The 15,707-nt window shown below is 34.7% G+C and carries 19 protein-coding genes; 3 read left to right on the top strand and 16 right to left on the bottom strand.

Annotated elements, in window-relative coordinates; all coding sequences use genetic code 11:
- Positions 1-47: 47 nt before the first annotated feature.
- The 4 genes from rhuM to PATL70BA_RS15785 all read right to left on the bottom strand — a co-directional run bounded on the left by rhuM (position 48) and on the right by PATL70BA_RS15785 (position 3,118).
- Positions 48-1,010: a virulence protein RhuM/Fic/DOC family protein gene (rhuM, locus tag PATL70BA_RS15800; protein ID WP_125138288.1), complete on the bottom strand. Its 963-nt coding sequence runs from the start codon at positions 1,008-1,010 to the stop codon at positions 48-50.
- 376 nt (positions 1,011-1,386) lie between these two features.
- Positions 1,387-1,650, bottom strand: coding sequence for a helix-turn-helix domain-containing protein (locus PATL70BA_RS15795; protein WP_125138287.1), 264 nt, complete (start codon positions 1,648-1,650; stop codon positions 1,387-1,389).
- The gene (locus PATL70BA_RS15790) at positions 1,647-2,066 is read right to left on the bottom strand and encodes an RNA polymerase sigma factor (protein ID WP_125138286.1); all 420 of its coding nucleotides are present in this window, start codon (positions 2,064-2,066) and stop codon (positions 1,647-1,649) included. Before PATL70BA_RS15790 ends, PATL70BA_RS15795 begins: the two co-directional genes overlap by 4 nt.
- A 230-nt stretch (positions 2,067-2,296) precedes the next feature.
- Positions 2,297-3,118 carry a helix-turn-helix transcriptional regulator gene (locus PATL70BA_RS15785; protein ID WP_172596297.1) on the bottom strand — a complete coding sequence of 274 codons (822 nt, stop codon included), beginning with the start codon at positions 3,116-3,118 and terminating at the stop codon, positions 2,297-2,299.
- 179 nt (positions 3,119-3,297) lie between these two features.
- On the opposite strand from PATL70BA_RS15785, the gene PATL70BA_RS15780 reads away from it, so the two are divergent.
- From PATL70BA_RS15780 to PATL70BA_RS15770, 3 genes are all read left to right on the top strand, one after another.
- Positions 3,298-3,612, top strand: a complete 315-nt coding sequence (locus PATL70BA_RS15780) for a hypothetical protein (protein ID WP_125138284.1) — start codon at positions 3,298-3,300, stop codon at positions 3,610-3,612.
- 167 nt (positions 3,613-3,779) lie between these two features.
- Positions 3,780-4,109: a MobC family plasmid mobilization relaxosome protein gene (locus PATL70BA_RS15775; RefSeq protein WP_125138283.1), complete on the top strand. Its 330-nt coding sequence runs from the start codon at positions 3,780-3,782 to the stop codon at positions 4,107-4,109.
- Positions 4,070-5,440 carry a relaxase/mobilization nuclease domain-containing protein gene (locus PATL70BA_RS15770; protein ID WP_125138282.1) on the top strand — a complete coding sequence of 457 codons (1,371 nt, stop codon included), beginning with the start codon at positions 4,070-4,072 and terminating at the stop codon, positions 5,438-5,440. The genes PATL70BA_RS15775 and PATL70BA_RS15770 overlap by 40 nt, the downstream gene beginning before the upstream one ends.
- An 889-nt stretch (positions 5,441-6,329) precedes the next feature.
- Here PATL70BA_RS15770 and PATL70BA_RS16350 read toward each other — a convergent pair.
- From PATL70BA_RS16350 to PATL70BA_RS15720, 12 genes are all read right to left on the bottom strand, one after another.
- Complete coding sequence (locus PATL70BA_RS16350) at positions 6,330-6,470, bottom strand: LDCC motif putative metal-binding protein (protein ID WP_172596296.1); 141 nt, start codon at positions 6,468-6,470, stop codon at positions 6,330-6,332.
- Between the two features lie 4 nt (positions 6,471-6,474).
- The gene (locus PATL70BA_RS15765; protein ID WP_125138281.1) at positions 6,475-7,851 is read right to left on the bottom strand and encodes a sensor histidine kinase; all 1,377 of its coding nucleotides are present in this window, start codon (positions 7,849-7,851) and stop codon (positions 6,475-6,477) included.
- On the bottom strand, positions 7,848-8,531 hold the full coding sequence (locus PATL70BA_RS15760; RefSeq protein ID WP_172596295.1) for a response regulator transcription factor: 684 nt from the start codon (positions 8,529-8,531) through the stop codon (positions 7,848-7,850). Before PATL70BA_RS15760 ends, PATL70BA_RS15765 begins: the two co-directional genes overlap by 4 nt.
- 18 nt (positions 8,532-8,549) lie before the next feature.
- Entirely contained in the window at positions 8,550-9,368 is an 819-nt protein-coding gene (locus PATL70BA_RS15755) for a hypothetical protein (protein WP_125138279.1), read from the bottom strand.
- Between the two features lies 1 nt (position 9,369).
- Positions 9,370-9,615 carry an SHOCT domain-containing protein gene (locus PATL70BA_RS15750; RefSeq protein WP_125138278.1) on the bottom strand — a complete coding sequence of 82 codons (246 nt, stop codon included), beginning with the start codon at positions 9,613-9,615 and terminating at the stop codon, positions 9,370-9,372.
- Positions 9,616-9,629: 14 nt separating this feature from the next.
- A complete protein-coding gene (locus PATL70BA_RS16345; RefSeq protein ID WP_172596294.1) occupies positions 9,630-9,803 on the bottom strand; it encodes an SHOCT domain-containing protein in 174 nt (57 codons plus the stop codon).
- Between the two features lie 152 nt (positions 9,804-9,955).
- Positions 9,956-10,342 (bottom strand): DUF302 domain-containing protein, encoded by a 387-nt coding sequence (locus tag PATL70BA_RS15745; RefSeq protein WP_125138277.1) that lies wholly within the window; start codon positions 10,340-10,342, stop codon positions 9,956-9,958.
- Positions 10,343-10,478: 136 nt separating this feature from the next.
- Positions 10,479-10,898 (bottom strand): SoxR reducing system RseC family protein, encoded by a 420-nt coding sequence (locus PATL70BA_RS15740; protein ID WP_125138276.1) that lies wholly within the window; start codon positions 10,896-10,898, stop codon positions 10,479-10,481.
- Positions 10,899-10,916: 18 nt separating this feature from the next.
- Complete coding sequence (locus tag PATL70BA_RS15735) at positions 10,917-11,156, bottom strand: heavy-metal-associated domain-containing protein (protein WP_125138275.1); 240 nt, start codon at positions 11,154-11,156, stop codon at positions 10,917-10,919.
- Between the two features lie 138 nt (positions 11,157-11,294).
- On the bottom strand, positions 11,295-12,731 hold the full coding sequence (locus PATL70BA_RS15730) for a multicopper oxidase family protein (protein WP_125138274.1): 1,437 nt from the start codon (positions 12,729-12,731) through the stop codon (positions 11,295-11,297).
- A gap of 23 nt (positions 12,732-12,754) precedes the next feature.
- Entirely contained in the window at positions 12,755-13,897 is a 1,143-nt protein-coding gene (locus tag PATL70BA_RS15725) for an HD domain-containing phosphohydrolase (RefSeq protein ID WP_125138273.1), read from the bottom strand.
- A gap of 37 nt (positions 13,898-13,934) precedes the next feature.
- Positions 13,935-15,617, bottom strand: a complete 1,683-nt coding sequence (locus PATL70BA_RS15720; RefSeq protein ID WP_125138272.1) for a methyl-accepting chemotaxis protein — start codon at positions 15,615-15,617, stop codon at positions 13,935-13,937.
- Positions 15,618-15,707 lie beyond the last annotated feature (90 nt).

Here is a 15,707-nt window from a genome sequence, read left to right as displayed (position 1 = left end):
TTTTTCTTATCGGTACTTTTATTTAAGCCTATTGTCTCCACCTCCATTTACATCAAAAAATTCATCACAAGATTAACCATCAGATCTTTTTCTTGTGGTCGTGATTCAGCTATCATAATTACAAGAGCTACCAAAGTATTATTCTCAATAGCCTTCTTACCATTAACAAACAGTTTTCCATTCTTATTCAAGAACTCTAAGAATACTGCTGTTGCTACACGCTTGTTCCCATCATACAATCCATGATCTTTTACCAAAAAATACAAAAGATGGGTTGCTTTCTCCTCAATCGTAGGATATAGATCAACACCATCAAAAGTTGAATATATGCTATTTAGTGCTCCTTCAAAGACACCATCACGCTCACGTCCAAAAAGGTCACTGTTAATTTCTTTTTTCATTTTGTCAACGATATGCCGACATTCTTCATAGGATAACTGGTAAATCATATCCGAACCGTCTAATGGCTTTTCAATCCGCTGATGATCATAATCGTCAAGTAATTCAAGAGCATTTGTATAAGACTCAATTACATCAAGGACTTGTTTAGAGTCTAATAACGCATCGTTTCTACGCATAACCTGAACAGTAGCTTTCAGCTCATCAAGTCTGCGACTATTTAATGCAAATCCCTTTAATATGTAATTCTGCAATACTTCAGATGCCCATTTTCGAAATACAACCCCTTCTCTAGATTTCACCCTATAACCCACAGAAAGAATCATATCCAAGTTATAGTAACTAACCATAACATTTGCAATCCTGTCCTTACCTGTCCTCGGATCATACCTTTTTAGTTGAGTCGCAAATTTTGCGACACAACTAATTTCATCTTCTAATTCCTCTTTCAAAGCATTGTTAATATGCTTACCGATTGTTTTAACATCTCTTCCAAATAAATCAGCAATTTGGTTCCTAGTAAGCCAAACCATGCCGTCTTTTAATTCCACTTCTAGTTTTATGTCACTTTTTTCAGACTGATATATAATCAGTTCATTCTTCCTTTCCATATCACCACCTCCAAAATATTTTTAAAACTAAACCATGAAGACAGCGACTGGAAATCGCTTCATAGGAATTTCACCTCTACCCACTACAGCAGTTGCTTTCATAACGTGCGGTGTTCTATTTTCACTCTGGTCATGACGAAGCAAAAGTATCATTATTGTGACAATGGATCTTCGCCGACAGCTCTCCACCTCTGTTTAATAGACTTATATGCTCCTGGTCTTCCCGATTATCGCAAACTATAAGGCTCAACATTGCCAAATGTATCTTCATGATTATTCAATTGTCAAAGTACAACGGACTAGTTACAAATCCACCAAAGCCCACGAGCTTCATGTGCTTTGATGAACTCATAACTCGTTACCAAGAATCTATTATCTAAATCTGTATCTTGAACTTAAGCACTGACTTAATAAGTTTGTTTTCAAGCTGACATCGTACAGTTTCATCCATATATCTATACTGCTGACCAAACTCATCAAAAAGCATTTTTGTTGCTAGTTCTTTCAGGTAAGGATTGTAATGGTCTATTACGAGCCTTATGCTCTCTGAATCTCCTTTTGCTGCTTTTTTTATCACTTCAAAATCAAGCGGTTTAATATGACTATTCTCAATCTTTGAGAAATCAATCTTTTCTATCATTCTTCTTCCTCCATTAATCTCTTCAATTTTATGAGCACTTTATTTTGCCGGTTATAAATCGTACGTTCACCTACATTGAATTCTTCTGTCAAATCGTTAGGCTTATATCCTACAAAAAAGAGAAGTAGTATTAACTCACGTTCCATATCATTAAGACTTTCTAAAGCTTTTAATAGTTTAGGATCTGTAATAGCAATCCTATAACCTTTCACAACAAAGTCTGTACAACTTATCTCAGACTCTTTTTGATCTGGGTTCAGTCCAATAAAATCCCGTACAGATACTTCCCTTTGTTGTATCCTTTTGTTATACTTTTCAATATTTCGCAATTCACGCTTGCAGCATGTCTTTATATAACTATCAAATTTCATGCCTACAATTAATTGCTCCGAAGGGGTAAGTTCCAATAAAATCACCTCCTCCCCGGTTACTTATATTTCTAATCCAAAGATGATTACTTGTATTTCTTCCTTCAACTAATACAACAACCAAAGTCATCATTTTTTGAAAGGTTTTTGAAAAAAAATAAAAAAAGTGAGCTGGCAATGAAACCAACTCACTTTTTTAAACCTTGAACCAAGGATTAATCACAAGTATTAAATTTTATATATCATTATTTATTAGCGACTACTATCCTATCTATAATTTATTCTGTTTCCGTTATTAGTTCCCATGTAGGATTAGATCTAAGTAATTCCTCTGCCTTTTCATATGATGCAACCTTCAATGTCAAAACAGATTTATCTTGTTCTAAATCAAAACATTCTATTGGATAGACATCCAGAAGTTTTTCGATGTCACCATCAACAAAAAATTTGACCACCTTAAGTTTTTTAACCGCTGTGTTTTGAAAGTCTATAGGTACTTCTCTTCTTGAAAATATTTTACTTTTAATTTCTATTGATGACATCCGTGCCAGATAAATCTCCTCAAAAGTCCTTTGCTTTATACTCCTAATAAGCACTTTCCAAATTCCGTTCTTTATTCTTAATTCATATGGTTCAACTCTATAATCATGGAAGATTCCATTTGAATAATACTTAAATTCTATTACATTCTTTTCAATGGTTGCTCGTTTTACAGTTCCAAATTTTTCTTGCATATTAACACATACTTCATCAGTACCAACCCATAAAGTGGCTGCTTCATTGAAATACTGCTTCATCAGTTTCAATGCATATTCCAGTTGAGCATTAGGCAGCTTTTTGATTTCTTCCAAAGACTGCATCAGGACTTTCTCTTCTGAAGGTGTCAGTTTAGATTTATTGATTGCATACTTTTCATTAAGTACAATCCCGCCGTTAACTCCCTGTTGTTTAGAAATAGGAATACCGGCTTTAGCTAATGTATCTACATCTCGATATATTGTTTTTACAGAAACCCCAAAGTGATTAGCTAACTCTTCAGCTTTCTGATGTCGTTCGTTCAATAAAATATATACCATTTCAAGTATTCTACTTGTTCTCATAATCATCACCTTTATCACTAAAATATTTTCTAATAAAACCATTTTAATACAAGACACACACTATGTCCACTTTTCATCCACCAACAATAAATCGAAATAATAAATAAGACTATATTTTTGTCTTGTTTATTTCTATGTTCAGTATTACAATATTCATATAGAACTAAGGAGATGAACTGATGAAGGCACTTGGAAACGTATTACTCTTACCTTTTAAACTAATACTGCTAATCGGATTTATAATTTCACTGGTAGGCTTTGTATTAACTACTGTATTTGAACATTTATCAACTTTTATTGTTGGGACATTTATTTCATTATGTTTGCTTATCATTGCTGCTTCGATTGTATTGTATGGGACAAACCTCAAAGAGAACCCAGCAAGTATGATGGTATTGATTGCTTTTGCAATATCAGTTGTTATTACCCTCATACCTTTTGCCTTTAAAGGTTTGCTATCCTTTTTCAAAAAAGGACTAGCATTTTGGTTTTGAAATGCCGAAGGCATAAATACTAAGAACTAGTAAATCTTTTTTAGCAAGCACAGGAAGTGTAGACACACTTCCGAATTTTCTCACTCCTCCCCTCTGGAAGAAGTAGAGAAAGCTTGTTGGGGATGCTCCCAAACCCCAGTTTAAAACACGAAAGGACTTGCACAGTTATGGCAAATAGATCAAGACCATATAGCGTACATATAATGGTCACAGAAGAAGAAAAAGAATTAATAGAAGAAAAAAGAAAGCTTGCCGGTTTTAGTAATACCGGTGCTTATATGAGAAAAATCGCTATCGACGGACAAATTTTCAAACTGGATAACGCACCATTGAAAGTTGTATCATCACAAATGACTGGTATCGCTACGAATATAAATCAAATTGCGAAACGCGTTAATTCAACTGATACAATTTATGATGATGATATAAAAGAAATCAAGGAGATGACTAATGAAATATGGCTATCACTAAAATCCATCCTATCAAAACTACCTTAAACCTTAGCATAGATTATATCTGTGATCCTGCAAAAACAGATGAAGAAATCTTAATATCTTCTTTCCTTTGTGGTCATAAAACTGCAGCTCTTGAGTTTGCAAAAACCAAAGAGAAAATGAACAGCCAAAGCAAAAACCTTGCCCGGCATCTTATACAATCTTTTATGCCTGGAGAAGTTTCTCCAGAGCTTGCTCATACTATTGGTCAAGATTTATGCGATAAACATTTGCAAAGAAAGTATGAATATGTTCTGACAACCCACGTTGACAAAGGACATATTCATAATCATATTATCTTTAACAATGTGAACCATCTTGACGGAAAAGCATATATTTCTAACAAAAGAAGTTACCACCAGATTCGAAATATTAGCGATTCACTCTGCAGAGTACATCAACTGTCAATTGCCTCTGAATCCAACACTAGCCAAGCCAGAAATAAAACAAAAGGTAGCTCTTATAAAGAATACCAAGAGAGAAAAAATGGTAACAGCTACAAAGCTAAACTTCAATATGCCATTGACTTGGCAATCAAGAAAGCTAAAAACTGGGATGATTTTTTAAGGATTCTACAATCACAAGGATATGAAATCAAATACGGCAAACACATTTCATTCAAGGCTGTCCGACAAGAACGATTTACAAGGGCAAAGACAATTGGTGATGATTATACTGAAGATAAAATCAAAGAAAGGATTGCTGATTCCCAAAAGAATAAAGGACATCGAATATATACTTCCAAGAGTCATTCAAATAGAATTGTTGATATTTCAACAAACCAATTAGCATCACGGTCTGAAGGTTTTGCAAAGTGGCTTAAACTTCAAAACCTGAAAATCATGTCTAAATCTTGGAATGAAATAAACGAAAACAATCTTACCGATATTGATTCCTTTAACTCATACATTGAGCAAGTCCATGATAAACTTGGAATGTTACAATCTGAAATCAAGGTGCTAGAAAATGACATAGATAATAAAAAAACAACACTCCAAAACCTACAAAATCAGAATAAATATCATGCCATCTACAAGAATTATTTATCTGCCAAAGATAGAGACAAATTCTTCAGGGATTACGAAACCGAAATAATTATTTACGAGGCAGCAGATAACTATTTGTCATCCACATACAAGACCACCACTTTTCCTCAAGAAAATTTGCTCACAAAAAACATTGAATGTTTAACTAGAAAATCCTCTTCACTTTATCAATCACATAAAGACCAGAAAGAAAAGGTCAAAGAAGTCAATCAACTTCGTCAGAACCTAGAAGACTATTTGAGACAGGACGATAGACACTACTATAAAAACATAAAAGAGCAAAGTTAAAATAGGTATCATAAACAGGAGTAGTTTTTCCTGCAAATTGGACAACACTGCTAATGTTGCTTCTCTAAGATTATATATGTTATACTTTATACATGTTAATACCTGCAATCGTAGTATCCGCACTGATTCCCTTTACTTATAAAATTTATAGAAAATCTCTTAATGGCACTATCAACAAGCTTGTGTTTAAAGGAGAATTGATTATGAAGAGTATATGTGTAATGACTTTTATGGTGGCAACGGGCGCACATGGAGTTTCCAAATAAGTTCAAGGATGATTTGGCTTCACCAACTACATTGCAGTGTTAAATGTGCCCAAGAGGGTTCGACCCCCTCAAACTCCAAACAAAAGGCTTTTGCCATAATCTTAAAGAGAGTAGAAATTGGCTCTCTTTTTTTAGTTCCATAAAATTAATATGGTTACCTACCAAAAACTGTTATGTACAGTATTTTTAGACACAATAAAGATGCAGTGTAAAATGCACAATATTATGCGCTTTACACTGCATCTTCGATGAGGGGAGTATAAATAATTAATAAGGGTTGTCGCATACGCATGAAAGCGTCAGAAATACGACATAAATATATTAACACAATCTCGTAATGAAATCAAATGAATCTGGCAACACGATAGCGTCAAATTACTGTAGGAAAATTACAGACAGAGTAGTCCTCATAAGATAGTAATGCTTCTGGACTCAATTATACCGCACTTGTATAACCAATTCCAGAAGCTTTATTCTGCCGCGTAATGCGCCTGTTTTACGAAGATAACACCAACGCCATTTATATGCATTTAAAACCGCCGTTGACACATTTGTACTCAACATGTGTCGCTGTTTTTATTCATAGGCAATACATTAAGGTCGTGGTATCAGTAGACCATCACTTAATCGGTATGTTGTTTCTTAGTCTGATTAACATCCTTCAATTCGCAGCAATTCAGACCACCTTCTCCATAAGTTGATTTGTTCTGCTCTGCAATGGTATCTAGAAATTTATTCCATTTATCTTTCAATTTCTTTAACATAATATCACTCCTTACTATAGGTTAGGGGTATGGATACTGTAAATGTGCTACCTACCCCAAGTTCTGATACCACTTCAACAGTGCCACCTATTCTTGCGACACTTTCTTTAACGATATAAAGGCCAATGCCTTCACCTTTTTCTTCAAGAGCATTATTACTTCTATAATAGGCTCTGAATATCTTATCAATTTCAGTTGGCCCAATACCTCTACCAGTATCTTGGATCTTGATTACCAACTTCTTGTCGTATGTAAGGTAACTTACCCTTACAGCTCCGTTACTATCTGTATATTTATATGCATTTGTAAGTAAATTATATATGCTTTGACTCAAGAGGTTTTTATCTGTTTCAACATGAACTTTAGCATCCGACATACAAAGAAGCTCGATATCCTTCTTATTATACTGGGCTTTGAGACCATTCAGTATCTGCCTAATGGCAGCACCAAACTCAAATGTCTCAATTCGCAAGTCATCTGAAGCCTGTTCTGCCTCTATCATAGCTCCCATATCAGTAATGATGCTGGTAATATTCTCCACCTGATTACAAAAGACTTTGAGTTCTGAACCATCCAAGTCCATAACCCCATCTTCAATGGCCTCTATGTGACTTTTTAAGATTGTTAAGGGCGTTCTTGTCTGATGAACCAGCTGATCCACCAGAGACTTCCTTGTCTTCTGCTTAAGCTTCAACCTAACACTCAAGTCCTGCAAACTATCACGAATGGCATTAACCTCTTTGATATTGCTTGGTCTTATAGAACTGTCCTTGCCAAGCTGTATATCTGTAGCTAACTGCTCTGTCTCTTTTAATGACCGCCCCATACTTCTACTGATCAAGAGACCAATCAGGAAGGCAATGATAATGGCAATCCCAATTGAAACCAAACTATTAAGTACCAAGGTGCCTTGAAATTTTCTAGCAACAAATGAGTTCTCAGCAACGCTATGTACCGTTATGTTCATGATCCCCAATTTTTCACCATCAGCTACGATGTCATACTGCTCAACTGCTTCCGAAGAATCAGTCATCGTTCTAGACATCATGCCACTGCCCATCATTCCCATGGTGCCATTCATATGATAATCACTGTCTACAGAAACAATTAGATTACCCTCAGTGTCATAGAGCTTGATGCCAATGATAGGGTCAATCAGGTGTGATTCCAGTTCAACATGCATCTGATTTTGATTTATGTTGGGATTGATCAATGCGTCTCTGGTATAAGTCATGATTTGATCCACATGGAGTTCGTAGCTTTCTGTAAGATAATCAGAGAAATACTGATCAGTGAGGAAAGCCAGAATAATAGCATTAACTGCTATGGCCATGACTGTAACACTGACTAGTACCAACATCCACACTTTTCTAAGGGTCATCTGGTCTCACCTCCAAAGACATATCCTTGTCCATATTTAGTTCTCAGATAGACCGGCTTCTTCGGATCTGATTCAATCTTCTGACGAATTCTTTTGATATAGCTGTCTATGTTCCTGTCAAAGCCTTCGTACATTTCTCCAAAAGCCAGTTCAATAAGCTGGTCTCTGGTAAGTATCTGACGACGGTGTCTCATTAATGCATGGAGCAGCTTAAACTCCGTTGCTGTCATATCGATTTCTTGACCACCTTTATAGACTTTCATTGATGAGGCATAAAGCTTCAGTTCGTCCTCAATCAGTACCATTTCATCACTTAAATTATAGACCCTTTTTAGGAAAACCTTGATTCTTCCCATCAATTCTCTGGGACTAAAGGGTTTAGTCACATAGTCGTCTGCACCTTTGTCAAAACCTTTAACCCTATCTATCTCTTCTTGCTTAGCTGTTACCATAAGAATAGGGACATCTGAAGTTTCCCTGATTCTTGCCAGGACTTCAAAGCCATCAATACCAGGCATCATTACATCTAGCAGTATCAAATGATACTCTTTTTCCGAGAACTTTTCTAAAGCTTCAAATCCATTCTCAGCCAGAGTGCTTTCATATCCATTTATTTTTAAATATTTCATAACAACCTGACTGATTTCAGGTTCATCTTCTACCACTAGAATTTTGTACATAATGCCACCTACCTATACTTATTCGAGACCGTCCTCATGACTGTCGATGATTTCTATTAATTCTCCATGCCAGTCATGATACCAGACATCGCCACTAAAACCATTAACACTAAGCATTCCAGCAGCTATACCATCTTCAAAAACATGATAAGTGAAATAGCCATAGAACTCATGATAATCATCACTAACTGACAGATCATCTCCATATCTACTTAGATAGTCCCTAGCTTCATTATACGCTTCATCAGCAGTTAAGTCATTAGTTTCTTCATAGTTCCTATCAAAGCTGATATAATCATCTTGATCATAACCCATCATACCACGGCTACCCATCATGCCGCCGCCCATCATACCAACACCATTATGGTTACCATACTTAATGTTCCACATCATATTAGGGCCGTACTCAGGAAAGATATATCCTGTATATGGATCAACCAATAATTCCATAGCACCCATACCGGTATCTTTTTCAATAATTGAGTAGTAGTACTCTGTTTCATCAAAAACAAAAATATCACCAATGGCAAGATTCTCATCATAATCATCTATGTAGGCCTCAACTTCATGAGTGAGTGTATCAATATCCAGTTTCTCACCTTCTGGTGTAAAAGATTGATATCCTCTTCCACCCATCATACCACCCATGCCACCAAAACCTCTGCTTTCAAAGTTCATACCGAAACCACTATTACCATAATTTTGATCCCACATGTTAAAACTATTTCTGTTGTTATACTCGCTTGTTTCTGATTCAGCAGCAAGTGTAATACCTCCTATACCTAACATTAGTACAAATGCACCAACTATTCCTAGCACAATACTCGATTTCTTCATTTTAACGCTTCCTTTCTATGATGTTTTTTCTTTTTAAATATTCCTCTTCCGTGATATCACCTTTGACATAAAGTGACTTCAACGACTCCAAGGCTTCACTATTATTTCTTTTACTAGATGCGCCTATGATTATTGCTGCTAACAGAGCAATCAATCCTATTACTATCAATACTGACCAAATACCATAACCACCAAGTCCTAACCAATTTCCGCACAGTCCATTGCCGTACCATCCATAACCCATCATAAGTCTGCTCCTTTCTAACCTTTCAATGTTTCTTTCATCTGAAGATATGTAGCTTCGTCTATCTCACCATTTACAAATCTCTCCTTTAATAGTGCCTCTGGATTTTTTCTAGCTGATGTATTAAACGAACCGTTTTGATACAAATAATAAATTAAAAATGCTGCACCTAACCAAAATATAATCATCATCGTTTATGACCTCCTTCATTGATCTTAATTTCATTTTGAACCCGAATTATGGCACAAATATGACTAGATATAATAATTCGAACAAATTGCAAAAATCACGCTAAAGCGTACAATAAAAGAAGCTGCCAGTTATAGGGCAGCTTCTTTTGTTTCTAGGCACTAAGATTTATTGCATTTATCATTTTTTCTTCAATTTCCTGAGCGATTTTTCTATATTCAGTACTTATCAGATCAACCATAATGGTTGGCTTCAACAGGCCCACATATCTCTGGTCATTATTCTCATATATAACAACTTTACAAGGAAGAATATAGCCCATTTCAATATTCTGTGTGAGAATCTCACTTGCCGTACTTGGGTTACATACATCCATCATAATAAAGTTATTTGCTAGTTTAAATCCCTTTTCCTCAACTTTATCTTTAAAGTTCAATTCAAAGAGAACGCCAAAACCAATTGTTTTAAGGTTATTTACCAGATCGTTTTTTGCATTAAAGATTGATTTGTCCGTTTGTACTTTGTAAATAGTATTCATCATAGTCCTCCTTAATTTCAAATATAGTTTATAGTAGCATATCTTTATGACTAACGTGTGCCCTCACAAGCTTGTAGCTATAGAAACATGGGGCGCGTAACAACTTCCCAAAAAGCTACTACAAATTTAAACGCATCCCTTACATTATTTTTGTGATTCTAAATACACTTCCCTTTTGACTAATCTTATGATCAATAGCCTTGATGACAAACAGACTTATTGACAAGAAAAATATACCACCAAGAAGCATAAGGATTTCACTTGGGTCTTTACCTATGATGTCAAGCATATAATTAACCAGTATCATTCCTAAAAACATAAAAACTAGGGGTAGTATATAGACAACTAAAGCTGACTTAATAATTGTTCTTGTATCCGTCTCGATTTCAATCAAATTTCCCACGGAAACATCTAAGTTATTGATAAGATCAACATTTATCACTTTTTTCTCACAGCCACCGCTACAATTGTTGCATTTATCTCCACATGCTGTTGTTCTTGCTATTTGAACAGTTAACATCGGACCTTTTTGATCCACAACATAACCTTTTTGCTTCATAATGCATCCTCCGTTCTTTTATTTACAATCATCTCCAATTAACTCAATTGGAATTTTACCAGTGATTATAGAAGCGTTAATCACTTTTCTGATTTTCCGCTTTGATATATGATCATTCGCACACTTCACAATAATAGCTTGTTCCTCCAAATCTATTTCAAATTCCAAAACTCCATTTATATTGTCAAGAGATTTTGCTACATTTAGTAAACAATGACCACATAACATATTTTTTTGTCTTATTTTAAATGTATACAATGCTTTACCTCCTATAATTTTATTAGGACTATACTCTATAATTATCTTACATAAATAAGGCAGAAATATGACTAAAAAAAATAAATAGAGATAATATATCCCTATTTATCAATTAAACTGAAATGTAGTTTTTTCTCATTATTGTTCTATTACCTCAAGTTGTCCCATCATACCAGCTTCTTCATGCTCGAGAATATGGCAATGATACATAAATACACCTTTATAATTAAATTTCACAATAATTCGAACAGTTTCATCTGCTTGAACAAAAACCGTATCTTTCCAACCTTGTTCGCTCAAGGGTGGCTCTTTCCCATCACGACTGAGAATCTGAAACTGGGTGCCATGAATATGAAATGGATGACCCATTTTACCCATCATGGTACTGTTGCTTGTAATTTCCCAGATCTCAATATCACCAAGTGTGACATTGTCATCTATTCTATTCATATCGAATTTTCTGCCATTGATACTAACCATGTGACCCATACCATCTAGTTCGATTGTTTTCACACTCGTTACCAGGCTCTCATCAATTTTCTCAATCTCTGTCAGCCTTTCAGGAATCACCGTCAGATCTTCTGCTGCTTCACCAATTCTGAAAGTCATAACTAATTTAGTATCTGTTAGAAGCTCAACGACATCGCCTTCTTGGTACTTATCAAAATCAATAATGATTTCTGCTCTTTCACCGGGTGAAACAAATATTTTTTTGCTCTCTATCGGTTTTTCAAGGAGACCACCGTCAGATGCGATTTGATAGAATTCGCTATCATCACTTAACCTTAAGTTGTAGTTACTTGCATTCGCACCATCGACAATTCTAAACCGATACTTCATTTGCTTAACATCCAAATAAGGGGTTATAGCACCATTAACAATGATCTTATCTCCAACCGCACCATTCATCATATTATTTGCGTAAACAAATGCCCCATCTTCATTGAAGCTTCTATCTTGGATTATTAGGGGAATATCATTATCGCCATAATCATCTGGAAGGTTTAAAGACTTCGAATTCTCATCTTCGATAATAATTAGGCCTGCTAAACCTTGATAGACCTGCGTAGCTGTTGTACCTATGACATGGGGATGAAACCATAAGGTTGCTGCAGGCTGATTAATGGTAAAGGATGGTTCCCAAGTACTATTAACACCAATAATTTGACGTGGTCCACCGTCTTCAGGTCCATTAGTTTCTAAGCCATGCCAATGAACAGATGTTGTATCGTTAAGCTCATTGCTAATGTGCATATTTATTTCTTCACCTCTAACCGTTTTAAGTACCGGTCCAAGATAATTACCGTTATAGCCTAAAGTAGGTGTTAATAAATCGTCCATGAAATTAGTTGTCCCTTTTTGAACATTAAGATAATAATCGGATATACCCTCTTCTGGGTTTTTGTCCTCCAATAATGCAGGAATAGGTAAGGCATTTAACTCATTTGAAGTTCTACTAACTTCGGATGTTGTTGTCTTAACGCTATGATCTTTTTGGCTATTTATACCATAAATTCCAATCATAATTGTAACCGCTCCAAATATCAGCAAACTTATTAGAAGTTTATTTTTCATATCATTACCTCACTTTTCTTTAATCATGAAGCATCTACCTTAATAATCTCTAGTGCTTCAATAAAACAATTCACAATTTCGGGATCAAATTGTTTTCCCTTTTCATTGTTTAAGATGTTAATTCCCTCCTCAACACTACGATGTTTTTGATATATTCTATCTGTGGTTATTGCATCATATGCATCAGCTACTGCAATAACCTTGCTACCAAGAGGGATTGACGTGTCCTTCAGCCCATCAGGGTATCCTCGACCATCATATCTTTCATGATGGTGTCTTATAATTTTAGAGATATTTTCATATCCAATAATTTCTCCAACAAGGTTTGCACCGATTGAAGGATGCTCTTTCATTTTACTATATTCCTCATTTGTCAATTTACCTGGTTTATTTAGAATACTTTCAGGTATGCCTATTTTGCCGATATCATGTAGATTAGCAGCAACAATTATTTCATCAGCTAGCTCATTGCTAATTTCCATCTGACTTAGTATAAGCTTTACATAGTCACTAACATTCGACGAATGCAAACCCGTATAGGTATCTTTCGCATCGATGAATTTGACAAAGCTTTTGAACATATTAAGGTACTGTTCTTCGAGTTTTCTAGTTAATTCAATCTGTTCTGTTATATCTTCAATATATAACATGATTTGACTTTGGTTTTCTTCTTCTGTATTAAATGGTAGCGCTTTTAAAACCAAATGTTTTTCATGTAATTCTTTCGAATACTGAATAACATGTATACTATGGTTAATACTTCCACTTACCGTACCTTCTATGACTTTATTTAATCGTGCTTTCTCATTCTTAAAATATTCAAAGATATGCCTTCCTTCAACATCCTTTACGCCAAGTAACTCTTTTGCTGAATTATTGAGATATTTTATCCTATATCTAGCCTCAAGAATGATAACACCTGAGGATATAGTTTCCAGAATATGATTAGAGAAAACTTTCTCATGGGATAATTCTGTTTCATACTTACGCTGTCTTGCAATTATTCGTTGAATATACCATCCATTGACCAATGAATAAACTAAGAGTATTCCAAATAAAAGAAATTCTGATATATTCATCAATTGATTATGGAGGATTTCTAGTAAAAATATTATTGCAACATTTGTATAAGCGATAATGCTAATACTTCGATAGCTCTTCTTCATCTATTTTACCCCTTGTTGTTTTAATACCTTATAATGTTTATTCAAGTACAAAACTCTTATTACTGTCTGTCAAGCTGTTCGCCCTATTCTTCAATTCCTCTGATGTAAGAATTATTTCTTTAAAGGTAATGACTTGGTTTGAAATCTCTTGATTAATTTCAGACGTTGCATCACCATTTGAAATCACCAAGTTAAGTATATCCGCAGATGAACTCTTCACATATGAAGATGACTCAACAAGCTTAATCACTTTATCGTTGATACCAATAATATGATCCGCCACTGACTCTATGCTTTTGCCCAATTTCTCTGTAGCCTCCATCATACCAGTAAAATATTCATGAGAACTATGAATTTCTGTATTTGTTTCATCAATTTTGCTAACGACATCGTCAATTTTCACTTGTACATCTTGTACCATTTTATCAATTTGGTCGGTTGCTGAACTTGATTCTTCAGCTAAAGCTTTTATTTCATTGGCAACAACTGCAAATCCTTTGCCACTTTCTCCTGCTCTTGCAGCTTCAATATTTGCATTTAGTGCCAATAAAGATGTCTGTTTTGATATGCCTCGAATAATCGTTGTTATACTCCCAATGCCCTCTGCAACCTTTTTCAATGAATCTACCGATACTGTTACATGTGATATTGAATTAAGAACGAACTTATTCTTTTCATTCACAACCTCAATATTTTCATTCAAACTTTCAGATTCACGCCTTAATAAGCTTGCATCATTACTTGCTTCGCTGCTATGCCCCGAAATAACCTGTGATTCGTTCAAAACCTGGTCTATATTACGATCAATTTCTGAGGATTTCAGCTCAATTTCAGTATTTGAATCAATGATATCGTTAACTTCCTTATGTATACTATCTATAGATGTCTTCATTTGTGCCACAACTTGAGTCAAGACTGTACTGTCCTTATCTAAATCACTTGCTATGTTGATTGATTGTGAAATCATATCAACTAATGTTGCTAAAGTTATATTCAAACTACTAAATAGTTCACCGAATTCATCTTTTCTATTAGATTGAACAGGTTTGTTAAATTTTCCTTTCGATAAATCAGAAGAAAAGCTCATTGTTTTCTTTAATTGTCTGTTGATATATGAAGAAATAATAAATCCAACGACTAAACTAATGATGATACTGCTCAAAATGAAAACTACAACAAGTTTTTTTGTTGATTCATAAAACGATACACTACTTATGTAATGATGTTCTATTTCTTCCATTTGAATTTCGACCATAGCTATGAATTCATTATTAATGCTATCAGCAGCTTCCATAATTGACAATGACTGTTTAATCGCCTCATCATTATTCCCATCAATACTTTCCTGAATCGCCTTGGCTTGAAGAGACTCAAACTCTTGAATACTTTCAACTAGACCACCAATTTCCACTTCGCTAATTAAATTATAATCACTAATATTACCATAAATATCTTCCAAATATCGTTCTTCAAAATGCATAAAATGTTCTTTTTTTTCCGCTTGATCAGATGCCAATAATATATTCTTCTCTGACCTTTGAACCAGGGCAAAACTATATTGTGCTGATTTAAGTAAATCTATTGCCTTAACATCACTTTCATACATTGTTTTGATATTGTCATTCATTTTTCCCATTTGTACGATGCCTACACTCCCCAAACTAATTAACATCAAAACCAAGATAAAATATCCTAGATAGAGCTTTCTTTTAACCGTCATTACTATTCTCCTTAATTGTATTTTTCGAAATATATATGTACACAATACCCTGTAAATATGACAGAAATATGACTACATAAAGGAACCTTT

This window comes from Petrocella atlantisensis (assembly GCF_900538275.1).
GTDB lineage: Bacteria > Bacillota > Clostridia > Lachnospirales > Vallitaleaceae > Petrocella > Petrocella atlantisensis.
The sequence above is the reverse complement of the archived record's forward strand: the minus strand, read 5'-3'. Positions and strand labels throughout refer to the sequence as shown.

What these genes read in the sequence shown, in the direction of transcription:
- rhuM (WP_125138288.1), bottom strand. Translation starts at nt 1,010, where the DNA reads ATGGAAAGGAAGAATGAACTGATTATATATCAGTCTGAAAAAAGTGAC.
- PATL70BA_RS15795 (WP_125138287.1), bottom strand. Translation starts at nt 1,650, where the DNA reads ATGATAGAAAAGATTGATTTCTCAAAGATTGAGAATAGTCATATTAAA.
- PATL70BA_RS15785 (WP_172596297.1), bottom strand. Translation starts at nt 3,118, where the DNA reads ATGAGAACAAGTAGAATACTTGAAATGGTATATATTTTATTGAACGAA.
- PATL70BA_RS15780 (WP_125138284.1), top strand. Translation starts at nt 3,298, where the DNA reads ATGAAGGCACTTGGAAACGTATTACTCTTACCTTTTAAACTAATACTG.
- PATL70BA_RS15775 (WP_125138283.1), top strand. Translation starts at nt 3,780, where the DNA reads ATGGCAAATAGATCAAGACCATATAGCGTACATATAATGGTCACAGAA.
- PATL70BA_RS15770 (WP_125138282.1), top strand. Translation starts at nt 4,070, where the DNA reads ATGGCTATCACTAAAATCCATCCTATCAAAACTACCTTAAACCTTAGC.
- PATL70BA_RS16350 (WP_172596296.1), bottom strand. Translation starts at nt 6,470, where the DNA reads ATGTTAAAGAAATTGAAAGATAAATGGAATAAATTTCTAGATACCATT.
- PATL70BA_RS15765 (WP_125138281.1), bottom strand. Translation starts at nt 7,851, where the DNA reads ATGACCCTTAGAAAAGTGTGGATGTTGGTACTAGTCAGTGTTACAGTC.
- PATL70BA_RS15760 (WP_172596295.1), bottom strand. Translation starts at nt 8,531, where the DNA reads ATGTACAAAATTCTAGTGGTAGAAGATGAACCTGAAATCAGTCAGGTT.
- PATL70BA_RS15755 (WP_125138279.1), bottom strand. Translation starts at nt 9,368, where the DNA reads ATGAAGAAATCGAGTATTGTGCTAGGAATAGTTGGTGCATTTGTACTA.
- PATL70BA_RS15750 (WP_125138278.1), bottom strand. Translation starts at nt 9,615, where the DNA reads ATGATGGGTTATGGATGGTACGGCAATGGACTGTGCGGAAATTGGTTA.
- PATL70BA_RS16345 (WP_172596294.1), bottom strand. Translation starts at nt 9,803, where the DNA reads ATGATGATTATATTTTGGTTAGGTGCAGCATTTTTAATTTATTATTTG.
- PATL70BA_RS15745 (WP_125138277.1), bottom strand. Translation starts at nt 10,342, where the DNA reads ATGATGAATACTATTTACAAAGTACAAACGGACAAATCAATCTTTAAT.
- PATL70BA_RS15740 (WP_125138276.1), bottom strand. Translation starts at nt 10,898, where the DNA reads ATGAAGCAAAAAGGTTATGTTGTGGATCAAAAAGGTCCGATGTTAACT.
- PATL70BA_RS15730 (WP_125138274.1), bottom strand. Translation starts at nt 12,731, where the DNA reads ATGAAAAATAAACTTCTAATAAGTTTGCTGATATTTGGAGCGGTTACA.
- PATL70BA_RS15725 (WP_125138273.1), bottom strand. Translation starts at nt 13,897, where the DNA reads ATGAAGAAGAGCTATCGAAGTATTAGCATTATCGCTTATACAAATGTT.
- PATL70BA_RS15720 (WP_125138272.1), bottom strand. Translation starts at nt 15,617, where the DNA reads ATGACGGTTAAAAGAAAGCTCTATCTAGGATATTTTATCTTGGTTTTG.